We start from the raw sequence: 17,612 nt of genomic DNA, 5'->3' as shown, positions 1-17,612 counted from the left end.
ACGTCCGAGCGCTGACGTCCTATAGGACGTCAGCGCTCGGACGTTACGGGTTTCAGTTGCCGGTCAGGCGGCGACGAGCGAGCGCAGCACGTACTGCAGGATCCCGCCGTTGCGGTAGTAGTCCGCCTCGCCGGGGGTGTCGATCCGAAGGTCGGCGTCGAACGCGACGACCGAGCCGTCGGTCCGCGTGGCCCGGACCGCGACCGTCGCCGGCGTCCGGCCCTCGTTGAGGACCGTCACCCCGGAGATGTCGAAGGTCTCGGTGCCGTCCAGACCGAGCGAGTCCGCGGACTGCCCAGCCGGGAACTGGAGCGGAAGCACGCCCATCCCGATGAGGTTCGAGCGGTGGATCCGCTCGAAGCTCTGCGTGATGACCGCACGCACCCCGAGCAGCGCCGTGCCCTTGGCCGCCCAGTCGCGCGAGGAGCCGGAGCCGTACTCCTTGCCACCCAGGATCACCAGCGGCACGCCCGCAGCGGCGTACTCCTGCGCGGCGTCGTAGATGGTCTCCTGCTCGCCCGTGAGGTGGTTGACGGTGAAGCCGCCCTCGACCCCCGGCACCAGCAGGTTGCGCAGCCGGATGTTCGCGAAGGTGCCGCGGATCATGACCTCGTGGTTGCCACGACGCGAGCCGTAGGAGTTGAAGTCGCGACGCTGGACGCCGTTCTCCGCGAGGTACGCCCCCGCGGGGCTGTCGGCCTTGATCGAGCCGGCCGGGCTGATGTGGTCGGTGGTCACCGAGTCACCCAGCCGGGCGAGCACGCGCGCGCCCGCGATGTCCGTGACGGGGTCCGGCGCCGACTTCATGCCGTCGAAGTACGGGGGCTTGCGCACGTAGGTCGACGCCGGGTCCCACGCGAACGTGGAGCCCTCGGGCGTCTGCAGCGCACGCCACCGCTCGTCGCCCGCGAACACGTCGGCGTAGTCCTTGGTGAACATCTCACGGTCGATCGCGGAGTCCATCGTGGTCTGGACGTCCTGCGGCGAGGGCCAGATGTCCCGCAGGAACACCGCGGCGCCGGCGCCGGTATGCCCGAGCGGCTCGTTCTCGAAGTCGAAGTCCATCGTCCCGGCCAGCGCGTAGGCGACCACCAGCGGCGGGGAGGCCAGGTAGTTCATCTTCACGTCCGGGTTGATCCGGCCCTCGAAGTTCCGGTTCCCGGAGAGCACCGAGACGACCGACAGGTCGTGCTCGTTCACCGCCGCGGAGACCTCCTCGGGCAGCGGGCCCGAGTTGCCGATGCAGGTCCCGCAGCCGTAGCCCACGAGGTGGAAGCCGAGCTTCTCGAGGTAGGGCCACAGGCCGGCCTTCTCGTAGTAGTCAGTGACGACCTTCGAGCCGGGCGCCATCGACGTCTTCACCCACGGCTTGGCGGCGAGGCCCTTGTCGACCGCGTTCCGCGCGAGCAGCGCCGCGGCGAGCATGACCGACGGGTTCGAGGTGTTCGTGCACGACGTGATCGAGGCGATCACGACGGCGCCGTGGTCGAGCTCGGTCGCGGTCCCGTTGGCGAGCGTCACCGGGACGCGCTTGTGCGGGCGCAGCGCGGAGTCACCGCGCGTCGGGTGGGTCGGTGCGCTCGAGCTGTCCTCGTGCTCGCCCGAGGCGATCGGGTCGGACGCCGGGAACGTCTCGTCCACGGACTCGTCCAGTCCGGTGAAGGGCGCCGCGGCGGCCGCGTCGACGTAGTCCAGGATCGACGTCGCGAACGCCTCCTTGGCCTCCGTGAGCTCGATCCGGTCCTGCGGGCGCTTCGGGCCGGCGATCGACGGCACGACGCTTGCCAGGTCGAGCTCGAGGTACTCCGAGAAGACGGGCTCGACGCTCGGGTCGTGCCACAGGCCCTGCTCCTTGGCATAGGCCTCGACCAGCGCCACCTCGGCGTCGCCGCGGCCGGTCAGCTTCAGGTAGTCGATCGTGACGGCGTCGATCGGGAAGATGGCGCAGGTCGAGCCGAACTCGGGCGACATGTTGCCGATCGTCGCGCGGTTGGCGAGCGGCACCTGGGTGACCCCGTCGCCGTAGAACTCGACGAACTTGCCCACGACGCCGTGCTCGCGCAGCAGCTGGGTGATGGTGAGCACGACGTCGGTCGCGGTCACGCCGGACGGGATGGAGCCCGAGAGCTTGAACCCGACCACGCGGGGGATCAGCATCGAGACCGGCTGGCCCAGCATCGCGGCCTCGGCCTCGATCCCGCCGACACCCCAGCCGAGCACGCCGAGGCCGTTGACCATCGTGGTGTGCGAGTCGGTGCCCACGCAGGTGTCCGGGTACGCGCGCAGCACCTTCGCGCCGTCGGCGCCGACAACCTCACGCGTCATGACCCCGCGCGCCAGGTACTCGATGTTGACCTGGTGCACGATGCCGGTGCCCGGGGGCACCACCTTGAAGTCGTCGAACGCCGTCTGGCCCCACCGCAGGAACTGGTACCGCTCGTGGTTGCGCTCGTACTCGAGGGCGACGTTGCGCTCGAAGGCGTCCGCGCGGCCCGCGACGTCGATCTGCACGGAGTGGTCGATGACGAGCTCGGCCGGAGCGAGCGGGTTGATGCGGTCCGGGTCCCCGCCGAGGTCCGCGACCGCCTCGCGCATGGTGGCGAGGTCGACGATGCACGGCACGCCGGTGAAGTCCTGCATGATCACGCGCGCCGGCGTGAACTGGATCTCGGTGTCCGGCTGCGCGGCCGGGTCCCACGTCGCGAACGCGTTCACGTGGTCGGCGGTGATGTTCGCGCCGTCCTCGGTGCGCAACAGGTTCTCGGCGAGGACCTTCAGGCTGTACGGAAGCCGCTCGAGGCCCGGGACCGCGGCGAGGCGGTAGATCTCGTAGGAGGTCGCGCCGACCTCCAGGATCCCTTTCGACCCGAACGTGTCGACGTTGCTCACAGGTGACTCCTTCGTCTGGCTGAATGCCGGCTGCGGGGCGGCCGACGGACGACGACGGGGGCTCCCCGGCGCCGGATGGGCGGGGCGCCACAGGTATCTCGACGTCGAGATACATCGTAGCGTGCCGGGCGACGCACGGCACCCGCAAACGTCACGATCCCTACCGGACGCCGGCCTTCGACGCGGCGGTGCTCCTCGTGGCGGAGCCTACGTCTCGGCCTTGACCTTGGCGAGCGCCTCGGCCATCTTGCGCTCGTGCTCGACGCCCGCTGATGGGCTCGCGGGTCGTACTCGGGGGTCCCGTCCTTGCGGGCCTCGGCGGCGCCGGTCGCGCCCGGAGCGGCTCAGCGCTCGAAGACCGCCACGCACTCCACGTGGTGCGTCATCGGGAACAGGTCGAACGCCCGCAGGCCCCTCAGCGCGTACCCCGCCTCGGCCAGGTAGGAGACGTCGCGCGCGAGCGCAGCGGGGTCGCACGCCACGTACACGATTCGCTCGGGGCGCAGCTCGGCGATCGACGCGATCACCTTGCGGCCGGCGCCGGACCGCGGCGGGTCGAGCACGACGGCGTCCGCGTGGATCACGTCGGAGTCGGCGTCGATGGTCCCGGCCAGGACCCGCGCGACCTCGCCGTGGTGCAGCTCGATGTTCGAGCGGTCGTGGGAGTTGCGGCGGGCGTCTGCCACGGCCCGGGCGTCACCCTCGACCGAGACGACCTCGCCGGTGGGCCCGACGGCGTCGGCCAGCGGCAGCGTGAACAGCCCGGCACCCGCGTACAGGTCGAGCACCGTGGCGCCGTCGACGTCGCCGAGCCCGGCCAGGACCGCACCCGTGAGCACGCTCGGCGCTTCGCGGTGCACCTGCCAGAAGCCGTCCGCGGCGACGCGGAACGTGTACTCGCGCCCGTCGACCTCGAACGTCTCCCGCACGCTCGTGCGGGCGTTCGGGCGGGTGTCTGCCGTGCCACCCGCGAACGGCACGCCGTCCACGAGGATGATCGGCGTCCCGCCGTTGGCGGGCGCGACGGCCTCGAGGTGCGAGCCCGCGCGCCACGTGCGGTCGAAGAGCCCGAGCGAGGCGATCGCCTCGCTCGCGAGCGGCATGTCCGTCAGCGCGTGCGCGTCGTGCGAGCGGATGCCGCGCATGCCGGCGCGCCCCGAGCCGTCGGCCACCAGGTCGATCCGGGTCCGCCAGCCCAGCCCTCCGCGCTCGTCGTCACCGGGCGCGGCCTCGACGACGACCTCGCGCTCGATCTTGGCGAGCCGTAGGAGCTGTTCGGCGACGACGCTGGCCTTCCAGCGTCGCTGCGCGCCCAGCGCGACGTGCGCGAGCTCGGCGCCGCCGACGCCGCCCGGGCCGGCCGCGGGCCAGGCCGACGGCACCCGGTCGGGCGAGGCCTCGAGGATCTCGATCGCGTCCGCGCGCCAGAACGTGGAGTCCGGGGCGGAGTCCGTGAGCCGGGCGAGCACGCGCTCCCCCGGCAGGGTGTGCCGCACGAACACGACGCGCCCACCGGGCTTGCCACCGCTCGTCTGGTCCGCGCCATCGTCGACGGCGAGCCGCGCGACGCAGTGCCCGCCGTGGGCGACGCGGCCGATCTCGAGCTCGACGAGCCCGCCGCTCCCGCTGCGCACGACCGCCTCGGACCGGGTCGGGCGGTCGGTGCTGCGGGCGGAGGTCAGGGAGTCGTCGGGGGTCACCGGATCAATAGCCACGCGGTACGGTACCCCGGACCTTGTCCTCAAGTCCTGTTTGTCCCGCGCTCGAGGCAAGCTGGTATGGCACCGACGCCACGACCACGCCCGGGGTGAACAGCAGCCGGCCCTTGAGGCGCAGCGCGCTCTGGTTGTGCAGCAGCTGCTCCCACCAGTGCCCGACGACGTACTCGGGGATGTAGACGACCACCAGGTCGCGCGGGCTGTCCCGGCGGATCGAGCGCACGTAGTCGATGATCGGCCGGGTGACCTCGCGGAACGGGGAGTCGAGGACCTTGAGCGCGACCGGCAGGTCGAGCTCCTCCCAGCGGGCTCGCAGGTCGACGACATCCTCGCGGTCGACGCCGACCGTCACGGCCTCGAGCACCTGCGGGCGGGCCGCCCGCGCGTAGGCCAGCGCCCGCATCGTCGGCTTGTGCAGCCGGGACACCAGCACGATGGCGTGCACCCTGGACGGCAGGGCGCGGGCCGACGTCGGGTCGTCGCCCAGGGCCAGCTCCTTGCGCACCGAGTCGTAGTGCTTGCGGATCGCCTTCATGACCACGAATACGACGATCATCGCGAGGATGGCGATGTAGGCACCGTGGGTGAACTTGGTGATGAGCACCACGAGAAGCACGGTGCCGGTCATGCCGAAACCGGTCGCGTTGATCAGGCGGGACCGCTTCATCTTGGCGCGCACGGCGGGGTCGGGCTCGGTGCGCAGGTGCCGGCCCCAGTGCCGGACCATGCCGAGCTGGCTGAGCGTGAACGAGACGAACACCCCGACGATGTACAACTGGATCAGGCGCGTGACCTGGGCGTCGAACGCAACGACGAGCGCGATCGCGGCGAGCGCGAGGGTGAGGATGCCGTTGGAGAACGCGAGCCGGTCACCGCGCGTGTGCAGCTGGCGCGGCAGGAAGCCGTCCTTGGCGAGGATCGAGCCCAGCACCGGGAACCCGTTGAACGCGGTGTTGGCGGCGAGCACCAGGATCAGCCCGGTCACGGCGGAGACGATGAAGAACGCAATCGGGAGACCGTGGAAGATCGCCGCGGTCAGCTGTCCGATCACCGGGTGCTGCACGTAGTCCGCGCCGACCGGGTGCCCGTGCAGGGTCAGCGTGGACGGGTCCTCCGCGAAGTGCACCCCGGTCAGGTTCGCCAGCACGAGGATCGACAGGATCATGCTGACCGAGATGGTGCCCAGCAGCGCGAGCGTGGTGGCCGCGTTCTTGCTCTTGGGCTTCTTGAACGCGGGCACGCCGTTGCTGATCGCCTCGACGCCGGTCAGGGCCGCGCTGCCGGACGCGAACGCCCGCAGGATGAGGAACGCGCCGGCCGCGCCGGTCAGCCCCTGGTCGAAGCCCGGTCCGTGCGGGAGCTCGAAGGCCGCACTCTCGGCCATGGGCAGGTTGCCCATCGCGTACCGGACGAAACCCACGACCGCGGTCGTCCCGATCGCGAACATGAACAGGTACACCGGGACCGCGAACGCCGTCCCGGACTCCTTGACCCCGCGCAGGTTGGCGATCGTGAGCAGCACCACCAGCACGACGGCGAACGTCGTCTCGTGCCCGCGCAGCGCCGGTATCGCGCTCGCGGCGTACTGGGCGCCCGACGAGATCGACACCGCAACGGTGAGCACGTAGTCCACCAGCAACGCGCTCGCGACGGTGACGCCGGCGTTGGCGCCGAGGTTGACGGTGGCGACCTCGTAGTCGCCACCGCCCGAGGGGTAGGCGTGCACGTTCTGCCGATAGGACGCGACCACCGTGACCATCACGATCGCGACCGCGATACCGACCCACGGCGAGATGGTCATCGCGCTGAGCCCGGCGATCGACAGGGTGAGCATGATCTCGTCGGGCGCGTACGCCACCGAGGAGAGCGCGTCCGACGCGAAGACCGGCAGCGCGATGCGCTTGGGCAGCAGGGTGTGCCCGAGGTGATCGCTGCGGACCGGTCGTCCGAGCAGGAAGCGTTTAGCGGCGTCTGAGATGTCCGGCACGAGAGCCAATGCTAGGCACTGTGCGGAGTCCCTGCGCCCACGGGGTCGGTCGAGCCTCCACGGCGAGCGGCGCCCGGCCGTCCGCAGGAGCGCAGCGGTGCGAGAGCGTTCATCGGAACGGTATAGCGTGCCCGCTGTGCACTTTGTCATCATGGGCTGCGGACGCGTCGGCGCCACACTTGCCCTTGCCCTCGAGAGTCAGGGCCATTCGGTCGCCATGATCGACCAGAACCCCGAGGCCTTTCGCCGCCTCGATGCGGGATTCTCCGGTCGGAAGGTGACCGGTCTCGGCTTCGACCGGGACATCCTCGCCCAGGCCGGCATCGAGGACGCCTACGCGTTCGCGGCCGTCTCGGACGGCGACAACTCGAACATCCTCGCCGCTCGCGTGGTCCGGGAGACGTTCGGCGTCGACCGCGTCGTCGCCCGCATCTACGACCCGCGCCGCGCCGAGATCTACCAGCGCCTCGGCATCCCGACGGTCGCCACCGTGCGCTGGACCGCCGGCCAGGTGATGCGCCGGTTGCTGCCCATGGGTGCGACCGACGAGTACCGGGACTCCTCGGGCCAGATCAGGCTGCTGCAGATGGACGTCCACCCGTCCTGGGTCGGCCGCACGCTGCGGTCGATCGAGGAGGCGTCCGGGGCCCGGGTCGCGTACCTGCTGCGCTACGGCGACGGCATCCTGCCGTCGGCCGGTGGGGTGCTCCAGGAGAACGACGTGCTGCACGTGCTCGTTCGAGCCGACGACGCCGCTGCCGTCGAACGCACCCTCACCCAGGCCCCGGAGGTCTCCTGATGCGCGTCGTCATCGCCGGAGCCGGCTCGGTCGGCCGCTCCATCGCCCGCGAGCTGCTGGCCCACGGCCACGAGCTCACCATCATCGACCGGCAGCCGAGCGCCATGCGCATCGCGCAGGTCGCCGACGCCGACTGGCTGCTCGCCGACGCGTGCGAGATCGCGACCCTCACCGAGGCCAAGCTCGACGAGTGCGACGTCGTGGTGGCTGCCACCGGGGACGACAAGGCAAACCTCGTGATCTCCCTGCTCGCGAAGACGGAGTTCGGCGTCCCCCGCACGGTGGCCCGGGTCAACAACCCCAAGAACGAGTGGATGTTCGACGAGGCGTGGGGCGTGGACGTCGCCGTCTCGACCCCGCGCATCATGACGGCCATGGTCGAGGAGGCCGTCGCCGTCGGCGACCTGGTGCGGATCTTCACGTTCCACCAGTCCGGCGCCGACATCCTCGAGCTCACGCTCCCCGTCGGTTCGCCGCTCGCGGGCGACCGGGTGGGTCAGATCGTGTGGCCGACCGACACCGTGCTCGCCTGCATCATTCGCGGTGACCAGCCGATCGCGCCGAGCGCGGACGACACCCTCGAGGAGGGCGACGAGCTGATGTTCGTCACCGGTCGGGATGCGAACGAGACCGAGCTCGAGCAGCTGCTGGGGTCCGGACCAACAACCAAGTGACCCACATGGTCAGCGCCCACAGCGGGACGCCCATCGCGAGTCGCGCCGTGCCGAGCCAGCCCACCTGCGCGCCGAGGTACAGCGGCAGCTGAACGGCGAGCCGTACGCCGAACATCGCGACCCAGAGCCCCGTCGCGAGGCCGTACTGCCGCCGGCGCGCGTCCGCGCGCCAGGTGGTCCCCTCGGCCCGGAGCAGCCCCACGACGACCCCGACGAGGGGCCAGCCGACGACCAGGGAGATCAGGCACGCGGCGAGGTAGGCACCGTTGGTCCACAGCCCGACGACGAAGTAGTCCTGCGCCTTGCCGGTGCGATAGGCCCAGAAGACGCCGACGGCGACGCCGACCACCCCGGCCAGCGCCTGGGTCACGGGCGTGCGCTGGGCGAGCCGCACGATCACCGCGACCAGGGCGACGGCCGAGGACGCGATGAGGGCGGGGGTGAGCTCGCCGGCGACCAGGTAGGCCACGACGAACACCAGGCCCGGCGCGACCGACTCGACGAGCCCGCGCACCCCGCCGGTCGCTTCCACGACGGAGAACTCGGTGGCGGTCAGCGCGCGAAGGCCGCTCGCGGGCACCGCGGCGGGCTCGCGGCCGGGCTCGGGGCCGGGCTCGCGCGGCGGCTCCCCCGCGCCCTGGTCACTCACCGGGGCGTGGAAGAAGCTCGTAGCGGGGGTTGTAGATGGTCGCGCGCCCGTCGATGTTGCACACCAGGCCCTCGAACGAGCCGCGCCGACCGGGCTCGATCCCGCTGATCTCGCGGCGACCGAGCCAGACGAGGTCGACGGTGCCGGTCCCGTCGTACAGCTCGGCCTCGAGCGCGGCGACGCCCTGCCGCGGGCGCAGCGTCACGGAGCGGAGCACGCCGTTGACGGTCGCCCGGCTCCGGTCGGGCAGTTCGGCGACGGTGGTACAGCCGACCTTCTTGGACTCGATGCGCTCGTCGTCGGCCTCGAGCTCGGCCTGTGAGGCAAAGGCGTGGTGCAGCGCGGAGCGAATGCTCATCGGATTTCTCGTCTCGCAAGGTTGAGGTTCATCGGAGCTGGTCATCCACTCGTGTTCGTCGTCGTTCGCTCAGTGAATCTCGGTGATCTCGGGCCCGCGCTCGAGCGGGTCAAGACCCGGCTCGGCGGTCGTGCCGGACGCGACCGGCTCGACCCCGCCCGGGACGTGCAGGCCGAGCAGGTCCCGCGGGGCGCGGGCCGCGTCGCCGCGGACCACGACGATGTCCGCGAAGATGTCCTCCAGCGTGCGGGCGGCCTCGGGATCGATGGCGGCCTTGCCGGTCAGCACGCCGCGCAGGAACCAGCGCGGGCCGTCGTGCCCGATGAACCGGGCCGGACGGTGGCCGGTGCGGCCCTCGGCGGTGCGCACGGGCAGGCGGGCGAGCAGCTCGCGGCCGAACGGCCCGGGCAGGTCGTCGGCGGAGCCGCCCTGCTTGACGACAGATTCGGCGATCTCCTCCCGGATCTCGTCCCAGATCCCCTCCGTGCGCGGGGCGGCGAACGCCTGGACCTGCATCGTCGACCCGTTCAGGTTCAGCGCTACGGCCGTCACCTGGTTGGTCGTCTTGTCCATCTCCATCCGGAGCTCCATGCCCTGCACGCCCGGCAGCCAGATCGCGCCGACGTCCACGCGGTGGCCGAGGCCGTCGACCTGCAGCACGTCCCAGGGACCGCCCGCGCCGGGTCGGGCCGCGGTGGTCGCGCTGGGCTCACTCGAGTCCAGCGGCTCGTCGTCGAACCCGGACTCGTCGCCGCCGACGTCGCCGACAGCCTCGTCGAGGGCCGCGTCGTCGGTTGAGCTACCGCTCGCGCCTCGTCGGAACAGACCCACGTGTGCTCTCCTTCTCGCCACTATCAACAAACCTCATCGGCACTTTGTGCCAGCCTAATCACCTATTTGCGCACCCAGGTCCGACCTTCACCCGCCGGCGGACCGCCACCCGCCCGACGAGCCGAAACCGCCCTCGCCACGCGGTGATCCGGGCAGCTCGGCGGTCCGCACGAACGCCGCCCGCTCGACCCGCTGGACCACGAGCTGCGCGATCCGGTCGCCCCGGTGCAGCGCGAGCTCCTCGGCCGGGTCCGTGTTCAGCAGGGTCACCTGGATCTCGCCGCGGTAGCCGGCGTCGACGGTGCCGGGCGCGTTCACGATCGTCAGCCCGTGCTTGCGGGCCAGGCCCGAGCGGGGATGCACGAAAGCGGCGTAGCCGTCCGGGAGGGCGATCGCCACGCCGGTCGGCACGGTGACCCGCCCGTGCGGCGGGATCACGACGTCGATCCGGGTCACCAGATCGGCGCCCGCGTCGCCCGGGTGCGAGTACACCGGCACCGGCAGGTCGTCGTCGAGCATGAGCAGGAGGACCTCGAGGTCCGGGTCGGGAGCAGCCACGGCGGACGACTCTAGCGCCCGGTACTGGGATGCTGGTCCGATGACCGCCACACCTGCACCGCCACGCACCGCCAGCTACTCCGAACGCCTGCGGCCGGGGCCGCTCGGCTGGGCGGCCGTTGTGATCCTCGGGGTGTTCATGGGGATCTCGCTGTTCCCGGTGAGCCCGACGATCGCCATCGCCATCGGGGTCGCCATCCTGCTCGGCGGGACGGCGGTGGCCGTGCTCGCCGCGCCCCGGGTGGCCGTGCTGGGCGGGGAGCTGCACGCGGGGCATGCGCACATCCCGCTGGGGCTGCTCGGGAAGGTCACCGAGCTCACCGCCGTCGAGACCCGCGTCGAGCTCGGTACGGGCCTGGACGCCCGTGCGTTCGTGTGCCTGCGCGCGGGGGCGCGGACGGCGATCCGGGTGGACGTCATCGACCCGGCCGACCCGACCCCGTACTGGTTGGTCTCCACGCGGCACCCGCGTGAGCTGGCCAGTGCCCTCGTCCAGGCACGCAAAACGGCGGTCGGTCAGGGCGAGTAGGCCCGACCGACGCGCCATGTTGCGTCAGGTGTTGCGTTGCGAGGATGTCGCGTCAGAACTGACGTTGCGTCAGAACTCGGTGCTGCATCGGTGCGTGCGCCGGAGCAGTTCGCTCAGGCGGCGCACTCGGTGCAGACGGGCTGGCCGTTCTTCTCGTAGGCCAGCTGGCTGCGGTGGTGGACCAGGAAGCAGTTCGAGCACGTGAACTCGTCTGCCTGGCGGGGCAGCACCCGTACGGAGAGCTCCTCGCCGGACAGATCCGCACCCGGGAGCTCGAAGCCCTCGGCCGCCTCTGTCTCGTCCTCGTCCACAACGCCCGAGCTCTTGTCCGAACGTCGTGCCTTGAGCTCCTCGAGCGAGTCCTCGCTGAGGTCCTCCTCGGTCTTTCTCGGGGCGTCGTAGTCGGTTGCCATCTGGGTGGTCACACTCCGTGTCTTGGATGTCGTGCAAGTGGGGCATCGGTGCTCAATGCGAAAGGGGCCCGAGATGTTCCCCAGGCGGAGGGATTGTGCACTATTTTTTCCGCGGTTGCACGCCGAAGCGGCGTAGTGCCTGCCCCGAGCCGTGCGGGGAACCCCGAACGGCCCAGTGCAGCGGGCCCGCGACCACGACGCGCGGCCGCTCGCGAGCCCCTCAGGCGCCGCTCGCCGCGCCGTTCTGCTCGAGCAGCCGGGTGAGCTCGAGCACGCTGGCGGCCGGCCCGGCCACGGTCATCTGCTCCCCCGCAGGGGCTCCGTGCAGGCCCGTGACGACCGCGCCGGCCTCCTGCGCGACGAGACCGCCCGCGGCCAGATCCCACGGCTTCAGGCCGCGCTCGTAGTACAGGTCGAGCCCGCCGGTGGCGATGGCGCACAGGTCGAGCGATGCGGCGCCGATCCGGCGGATGTCGCGCACCAGCGGCAGCACCTCGGCGACCAGCCGGGCCTGCTCCGTGCGGCGCTGGCGCGTGTAGCCGAACCCGGTGCCGACCAGCGACTCCGCGAGCGGCCGCGCGTCGTTCACCCGCAGCCGGTTGCCGTCCAGGTAGGCACCCAGGCCGCGGCCCGCCGTCCAGGTCCGGCCGTCCGGCACCGCGTGCACCGCGCCGGCCACGGCGGTCCAGGTGGCGGGGTCCGGCCCGCCGGCGACGACCGCGACGGACACGGCGTACGCCGGGATCCCGTACAGGTAGTTCACGGTGCCGTCGATCGGGTCGAGCACCCAGGTGAGCCCCGACGAACCGGGGTGGAACTCGCCCTCCTCGCCGAGGATCGCGTCGTCCGGCCGGTGCTCGGCGAGCAGCGAGCGCAGCAGCGCCTCGGCGGCCACGTCCATCTCGGTCACGACGTCCGTCGCGCTGGACTTCGTCGCGGAGACCAGGACGCGGTCGGGGCGCCCGGAGCGCACCAGGTCGCCCGCGGCGCGCGCGAGCCGCGCGGCGAGCTCCATCAGGGCGGTGGTCTGGTCGGTCGTGGGGAGGTTCACGGCTCCATCTTGCCCGAGCTCTTGCGCCCCCAGGACACGCCATTCCAGGGCCCGGGAGCCTGCAGCCCGAACCGCAACGCCGCGACGCGCAGCGCGAACACGCCGGCTCCCGCCGCCACCGCGGTGACCGGGGTCAGGGCGCCGGCCTTCCACAGGAGCGCGGTGGCGACCGCGCCGATGATGGCCGGGAACGCGTAGAGCTGGCGCTGGTGCAGCACCACGGGGACCTCCGCGGTGAGCAGGTCACGCAGCACGCCGCCACCGATGCCGGTGAGAATGCCCGCGGACACCGCACCGACTCCCCCGATGCCAAGCTCGAGCGCCTTGAGCGTGCCGGAGACCGCGAACAGGGCGAGCGCGCCGGCGTCGAGCACCAGGATCATCCGCCGGGCCCGCTCGAGGCGCGGATGGAACAGGTACATGACGACGCCGGCGAGGCAGGCGTCCGCGATGAAGCGCCAGTCCGCCAGGCCGATCGGTGGGGTCGCGCCGATCATGACGTCACGCAGCATGCCCCCGCCGAGCCCGGCGGCCCAGGCGAGCACCAGGGTGCCGAAGATGTCGAACTGCTTGCGGACACCGGCCAGGCCGCCCGACAGCGCACCCGCGAACACGCCACAGAGCTCCATGGCCGTCTGGAGCGGGATCTCGGGCGGCACGGTGCGTATTCTCTCACCGACGAGTCCGCTCACCGACGGTCCGCGCGGGCCCGACGCCATCCGGCGACGACGGCGCACCGCGTGGCTACCGGTTTTCCGGTGCTCGAGGTGGCACGCTCGTCCTTGAGTTACCGGGAGGTCGCATGGGTGAGCTGGAGCTTGTGGGTCTGCACGCGGACGGGGAACACCTCATCCTGCAGGGCCCCGACGGACAACGGTTCCGGCTGCGGATCGACGAGCCGCTGCGCGCTGCAGTGCGCCGCGATCGTCCGCAGCTCGAACAGCTGCGTGCCGAGCGTGCGGGGACGCCGTCGCCGCGCGAGATCCAAACGCGGATCCGTTCGGGTCGTTCGGCGCAGGACGTCGCGGACTCCGCGGGGATCGGCGTCGAGCAGGTGCGCCGCTACGAGGGGCCGGTGCTCGCCGAGCGCGAGCACATCGCGAGGCAGGCGCGCACCACGCGGGTCGGCCGGGAGACCGGCGCCCCGGTGCTCGGCGACCTGGTCACCGACCGGCTGGCCGCGCGCGGAGTCGATGTCGACACGATCGAGTGGGACTCGTTCCGCGAGGCGCTCGGGCCGTGGACCGTCGTGGTCCGGTTCCGGGCCGGTGACGACCCGCGCGAGGCGCTGTGGACCTTCGACACGCAGGCCCGCTCCGTGCTGGCGCTCGAGGACGAGGCCCGCTGGCTGTCGGAGACCGAGCTCGCCGACGAGCCGATCCCCCGCCGCCATCTCGCGGCGGTGCGTGACTCCGTCTTCGACATCCAGGCCGACGCGCGCCCCGTGCTCGCCTCGGTCGACAACGCGACGCCGGAACGCGAGCCCGAGCCCGTCGACCCCACGTCGGCGCTGCTGGACGACCTGCGGACCAAGCGCGGCGTGCGTCAGCAGCTCGACGAGCCGCCGGAGGACGACGAGGGCGAGACGTTCGAGGGCTTCGGCCCGGCGTACACGTTCAACTTCAACTCGGCCGGCGAGCCGCCGGCCGCGCACCCCACGCAGTCGGGGCTGTCCGGGCCGCGGCTGCTTGAGCAGGAGACGCCGGTCGCCCTCGAGCCGGACGAGCCGCACCCCGACGAGCGGGATGCGCCGGCGGCGCACGCCGAGCGCCCGCGGGTCGCGCGCAAGGGCCGGGCCAGCGTGCCGAGCTGGGACGAGATCGTCTTCGGCGCCAAGCCGGAGTAGGTGCTCCGGCGGCGACCACCGGGCACGCTCAGACGTCGAGCGTGAGCGTGTCCGGCGAGGGGGATGCGGCGCGCGCCGCGACCGCGGTCATCCGGCGCATGTGGTGCCGCCGGCAGAGCACCTCGTACGCGATCTCGCCGAGGTCGGAGGCGGTGTCCCCCACCACGACCTGCGCGCCGGAGACCACCATGATCCCGTTCACCGTGCGGGCGTTGTGGGTCGCCCGGGCCCCGCACCAGCACAGCGCCTGGACCTGGAGCACCTCGACGCGGTCGGCCAGCTCGATCAGGCGCTGCGAGCCGGGAAACAGGCTGGTGCGGAAGTCGGCGGTGATCCCGAAGGCAAAGACGTCGATCCCCATCTCATCCACCAGGCGCGCGAGCTGTTCGACCTGCGCCGCGGAGTAGAACTGGGCCTCGTCGCAGATGAGGTAGTCGACCCGTTCGCCGTCGATCCGGCGGGTGACGACCTCGACCCAGAAGTCGGTCGCGTCGACGACCTCGTGCGCAGCGGTCTGCAGGCCGAGCCGGGACGACAGGACGTGGTGGCCGGCGCGGTCGTTGCGCGTGAAGATGACGCCACCGCGCCCGCGGGCCCGGTGGTTGTGGTCCATCTGGAGCGCAAGGGTCGACTTGCCGCTGTCCATGGTCCCGGAGAAGAACGCCAGCTCGGCCACGACGACGACGCCCTAGCGCCGGTGGACGGCGAGCAGGGGCACGTACATCTCCTCGGGGGTGAACGAGCCGTGCACGCCGACGAGCGACATCGACGCGGCGCTCTGGGTGCGCGAGTCGACCACGGTGGCACGGCCGGTCATCGCGACCACCACGTCGCCGAGCACGGGCCGCACGTGCTCGGAGACCGGCCCGAACCAGCCTGCCGCGACGGCCTCGTCCCGGGTGGCGACGATCGCGGACGCGCCGAGCGTCGCGCGCCACCGCGCGACGACGGCGTCGGCCCCGCCGGGCGAACCGGCGCGGGTGTGCACGTGCAGGGCGCGCGGCTCGCCCGCGACGAGCTCGACGCCGTCGGACAGGGCGGGCGTGGTCGCGACGTCCCAGCGTCGCGAGCGGTCGACGTCGACCATGCCGTGGTCGGCGGTCACCACGAGCAGGGTGTCCGGCGGCAGCGCGCGCTCGAGGCGGGCGAGCTCGCGGTCGAGCGCGCCGACCTCCTCGCCCCACTGCCACGAGCCCCAGCCGTGGTGGTGCCCGACCTTGTCGACCTCGCCCCAGTACAGGTACACCAGCGCGGGGCCCATGAGCTCGTAGACCGTGGCGTCGATGCGGTCGTCGAGCCGCTCGGCGCGGTGGTAGCCGCCGCCGCGCAGGGCCGCGGTGGTCAGGCCTGAACCGGCGAACTTGCCCGGGCCGACCGACGTCACGGGGATCCCCGCGGCGGCCACCTGCTCGAAGATCGTCGGTTCGCGCTGCCACTCGTGCGGGTCGCCCGCGCCGTCCCAGGAGACCAGGTTGGCCAGGTCACCGGTGGACGGGTTGCGCGCGGTGTAGCCGACCATCCCGGTGCGCCCGGGCCCGGTCCCCGTGCCGAACAGGCCGATGGACGCGGCCGTCGTCGACGGGAAACCCGCGGTGAGGACCTGCCCGTCGGCGAGCAGCGAGCGCAGGAACGGCGCGTGACCCGAGCGTTCGGTGAGGTTGCGGTGCCCGAGTCCGTCCACCAGGACGACGCAGGCCCGCTTCACCGTCGGCAGCCCGAGGGTCGCCCGAGCGCGCGCGCCGGTGCGCGGCCCGACCGTTAGCTCCACGCCCAGGGCGTCGGCGACGGCGGGCAGCACGGCACCGAGGCCCGCGCCGTCGTAGCGGGGGGCGACGAGTCCGGCCTGGGTGAAGCCTGGAACTGCGGGCGGCGCGGCGGCGGCAGGTGCCAATGCGCCGGACGAGCCTGCGTCGCTCATCTGGTCCGGGCGCTGGCGGCCGAGAGCTGGCGGGCGAAGTCCGAGGCTGCGCGCACCGCACCGGGGCCCTCGGCCTGCGCACTGATGCGCACGACGATGTCATCCGGGGTCATCGTCCCCGTCAGGCCATGGTCGGCCTCGCAGGCCGGGTCCGGGCAGGTGGCGGGTTCGAGGTCGATGCGCGAGACGGCGCCCCAGCCGACGGCGAGCGTCAGCTCGGCCGGGACCGTGCCCGTCTCGTGCGTGGCCGGGGACGCGATCACGTGGGTCAGGGCGACCGAGCGCAGCTCGGTCAGCGGCACCGACTCGGTGGTCGCCGACGCACTGGTCGCGGGATGCTCGCTGTCCGCCGGGAAGTCGTCCACGTGCGCGACGACGAGTCGGGTGGGCGTCAGCACGAGCACGGTCACGTGCCGCTTGACCTCGTTGGCGTCGAAGGTGGTCTCAGGGTGCACGAGATGGGCGACGACGACCTCGTCCGCGAGGGCGACGTCGAGCACATCCGCCACGAGCTCGGGGTAGTAGCCGGCTCGGTGCAGGTCCTGCCGAAGGGTAGTGGTGGCTCCAGTCACCCGTGCATTCTTCCACTCCCCGCGAGCGGTTGGGCACGCCTCAGGCCGGCAGCGCCCGGCGGGAGCCGTCGGCGCGGGTCGCCTCCTCGAGCCGGATGCGTGCGGACAGCACCGCGGCACCGCTCTCCGCGACCACCACCGGGTGCAACTCGAGGCTGCGCAGCTCGGGCAGGTCCGTCGCCATGACCGACACCCGGCCGATGACGTCCTCGAGCGCGGCGACGTCGGCGGGCGGCAGTCCGCCGTAGCCGAACAGCCGCGGCGCGGCGCGCACCGAGCGGACAAGCTCGGCGATGTCCACGTCGGTCAGCGGCGGGATGCCGTAACCGATGTCACCCAGCAGGTCGACGGCGTCCCCGGCCAGCCCGAACGAGACGACCGGGCCGAACAGCGGGTCCTCGACCGACCGCACGACGCAGGCGACCCCGGTGGGCGCCATCCGCTGGACCTCGAGCGGCTCGTCCTGCGCGCCGACCTGGCGAGCCCGCTCGTGCAGGTGGGCGAGCGCGGAGCGCAGGTCGGCGGCGTCGGAGATGTCGAGTCGGACCCCGCCGAGATCGGAGCGGTGGCGCAGCAGCGCGGAGGTGTTCTTCAGCGCGACCGGCCAGCCGAGCGCGACCGCCGCGGCGACCGCCTCGTCGGCCGTGGTCACGGTGCGGCCGGTGCGGACCTCGATGCCGTAGCAGGCCAGCAGCTCCTCCGCGGCGGCGGGGTCGAGCACCACGGGTCCGTCGCCGGCCCGGCCGGCGAGGTGCCGGGCGGTCAGGGCGCGGGCGCGCACGGGATCGGTGCCACCGGGCCGCACGGGCTGGCCGCGGGC

18 protein-coding genes are annotated in these 17,612 nt (G+C 72.3%); 4 read left to right on the top strand and 14 right to left on the bottom strand.

What is annotated here, in order from left to right:
* Positions 1 to 63: 63 nt before the first annotated feature.
* From VIM26_RS11885 to VIM26_RS11875, 3 genes are all read right to left on the bottom strand, one after another.
* A complete protein-coding gene (locus VIM26_RS11885; protein ID WP_331951396.1) occupies positions 64 to 2,889 on the bottom strand; it encodes an aconitate hydratase in 2,826 nt (941 codons plus the stop codon).
* 344 nt (positions 2,890 to 3,233) lie between these two features.
* Entirely contained in the window at positions 3,234 to 4,523 is a 1,290-nt protein-coding gene (locus VIM26_RS11880; RefSeq protein ID WP_331951402.1) for a class I SAM-dependent RNA methyltransferase, read from the bottom strand.
* Positions 4,524 to 4,593: 70 nt separating this feature from the next.
* Positions 4,594 to 6,594, bottom strand: coding sequence for an APC family permease (locus tag VIM26_RS11875; protein WP_331951394.1), 2,001 nt, complete (start codon positions 6,592 to 6,594; stop codon positions 4,594 to 4,596).
* A 151-nt stretch (positions 6,595 to 6,745) separates the two neighbouring features.
* Here VIM26_RS11875 and VIM26_RS11870 point away from each other — a divergent pair, with 151 nt between their 5' ends.
* Both VIM26_RS11870 and VIM26_RS11865 read left to right on the top strand, forming a co-directional pair.
* Complete coding sequence (locus VIM26_RS11870) at positions 6,746 to 7,393, top strand: TrkA family potassium uptake protein (protein WP_331951400.1); 648 nt, start codon at positions 6,746 to 6,748, stop codon at positions 7,391 to 7,393.
* Positions 7,393 to 8,067 (top strand): TrkA family potassium uptake protein, encoded by a 675-nt coding sequence (locus VIM26_RS11865; RefSeq protein WP_331951392.1) that lies wholly within the window; start codon positions 7,393 to 7,395, stop codon positions 8,065 to 8,067. Before VIM26_RS11870 ends, VIM26_RS11865 begins: the two co-directional genes overlap by 1 nt.
* On the opposite strand, the gene VIM26_RS11860 is transcribed toward VIM26_RS11865, so the two are convergent.
* From VIM26_RS11860 to dut, 4 genes are all read right to left on the bottom strand, one after another.
* Positions 8,000 to 8,716 carry a DUF3159 domain-containing protein gene (locus tag VIM26_RS11860; protein WP_331951390.1) on the bottom strand — a complete coding sequence of 239 codons (717 nt, stop codon included), beginning with the start codon at positions 8,714 to 8,716 and terminating at the stop codon, positions 8,000 to 8,002. The two genes, VIM26_RS11865 and VIM26_RS11860, sit on opposite strands and share 68 nt — an antisense overlap.
* The gene (locus VIM26_RS11855; RefSeq protein ID WP_331951388.1) at positions 8,709 to 9,074 is read right to left on the bottom strand and encodes an OB-fold nucleic acid binding domain-containing protein; all 366 of its coding nucleotides are present in this window, start codon (positions 9,072 to 9,074) and stop codon (positions 8,709 to 8,711) included. Before VIM26_RS11855 ends, VIM26_RS11860 begins: the two co-directional genes overlap by 8 nt.
* Positions 9,075 to 9,143: 69 nt before the next feature.
* A complete protein-coding gene (locus tag VIM26_RS11850) occupies positions 9,144 to 9,905 on the bottom strand; it encodes a DUF3710 domain-containing protein (RefSeq protein ID WP_331951386.1) in 762 nt (253 codons plus the stop codon).
* Positions 9,906 to 9,992: 87 nt separating this feature from the next.
* Complete coding sequence (gene dut, locus VIM26_RS11845; RefSeq protein ID WP_331951384.1) at positions 9,993 to 10,463, bottom strand: dUTP diphosphatase; 471 nt, start codon at positions 10,461 to 10,463, stop codon at positions 9,993 to 9,995.
* Between the two features lie 40 nt (positions 10,464 to 10,503).
* Here dut and VIM26_RS11840 point away from each other — a divergent pair, with 40 nt between their 5' ends.
* Positions 10,504 to 10,992 (top strand): DUF3093 domain-containing protein, encoded by a 489-nt coding sequence (locus VIM26_RS11840; RefSeq protein WP_331951382.1) that lies wholly within the window; start codon positions 10,504 to 10,506, stop codon positions 10,990 to 10,992.
* A gap of 113 nt (positions 10,993 to 11,105) precedes the next feature.
* Here the strand turns inward: VIM26_RS11840 and VIM26_RS11835 are convergent, their stop codons facing one another.
* From VIM26_RS11835 to VIM26_RS11825, 3 genes are all read right to left on the bottom strand, one after another.
* The gene (locus tag VIM26_RS11835) at positions 11,106 to 11,405 is read right to left on the bottom strand and encodes a DUF4193 domain-containing protein (protein ID WP_331951380.1); all 300 of its coding nucleotides are present in this window, start codon (positions 11,403 to 11,405) and stop codon (positions 11,106 to 11,108) included.
* A gap of 220 nt (positions 11,406 to 11,625) precedes the next feature.
* Positions 11,626 to 12,420: an inositol monophosphatase family protein gene (locus VIM26_RS11830; RefSeq protein ID WP_331951398.1), complete on the bottom strand. Its 795-nt coding sequence runs from the start codon at positions 12,418 to 12,420 to the stop codon at positions 11,626 to 11,628.
* 32 nt (positions 12,421 to 12,452) lie between these two features.
* The gene (locus tag VIM26_RS11825) at positions 12,453 to 13,115 is read right to left on the bottom strand and encodes a trimeric intracellular cation channel family protein (RefSeq protein ID WP_331951378.1); all 663 of its coding nucleotides are present in this window, start codon (positions 13,113 to 13,115) and stop codon (positions 12,453 to 12,455) included.
* A gap of 143 nt (positions 13,116 to 13,258) precedes the next feature.
* Here VIM26_RS11825 and sepH point away from each other — a divergent pair, with 143 nt between their 5' ends.
* Positions 13,259 to 14,302 carry a septation protein SepH gene (gene sepH, locus VIM26_RS11820; protein WP_331951376.1) on the top strand — a complete coding sequence of 348 codons (1,044 nt, stop codon included), beginning with the start codon at positions 13,259 to 13,261 and terminating at the stop codon, positions 14,300 to 14,302.
* A gap of 28 nt (positions 14,303 to 14,330) precedes the next feature.
* Here sepH and VIM26_RS11815 read toward each other — a convergent pair whose 3' ends face one another.
* The 4 genes from VIM26_RS11815 to VIM26_RS11800 all read right to left on the bottom strand — a co-directional run.
* Entirely contained in the window at positions 14,331 to 14,978 is a 648-nt protein-coding gene (locus VIM26_RS11815) for a thymidine kinase (RefSeq protein WP_331951374.1), read from the bottom strand.
* A 12-nt stretch (positions 14,979 to 14,990) separates the two neighbouring features.
* On the bottom strand, positions 14,991 to 16,220 hold the full coding sequence (locus VIM26_RS11810) for an alkaline phosphatase family protein (RefSeq protein WP_331951372.1): 1,230 nt from the start codon (positions 16,218 to 16,220) through the stop codon (positions 14,991 to 14,993).
* A complete protein-coding gene (locus tag VIM26_RS11805; RefSeq protein ID WP_331951371.1) occupies positions 16,217 to 16,792 on the bottom strand; it encodes a DUF5998 family protein in 576 nt (191 codons plus the stop codon). The genes VIM26_RS11810 and VIM26_RS11805 overlap by 4 nt, the downstream gene beginning before the upstream one ends.
* A gap of 40 nt (positions 16,793 to 16,832) precedes the next feature.
* Positions 16,833 to 17,612: acetate--CoA ligase family protein (locus tag VIM26_RS11800; RefSeq protein WP_331951369.1), on the bottom strand; the 780-nt coding region annotated here is incomplete at its 5' end.

It is taken from the genome of Pengzhenrongella sp., from assembly GCF_036565025.1.
Taxonomy (GTDB): Bacteria; Actinomycetota; Actinomycetes; order Actinomycetales; family Cellulomonadaceae; genus Pengzhenrongella.
This window is presented reverse-complemented; position numbering and strand designations above follow the sequence as displayed.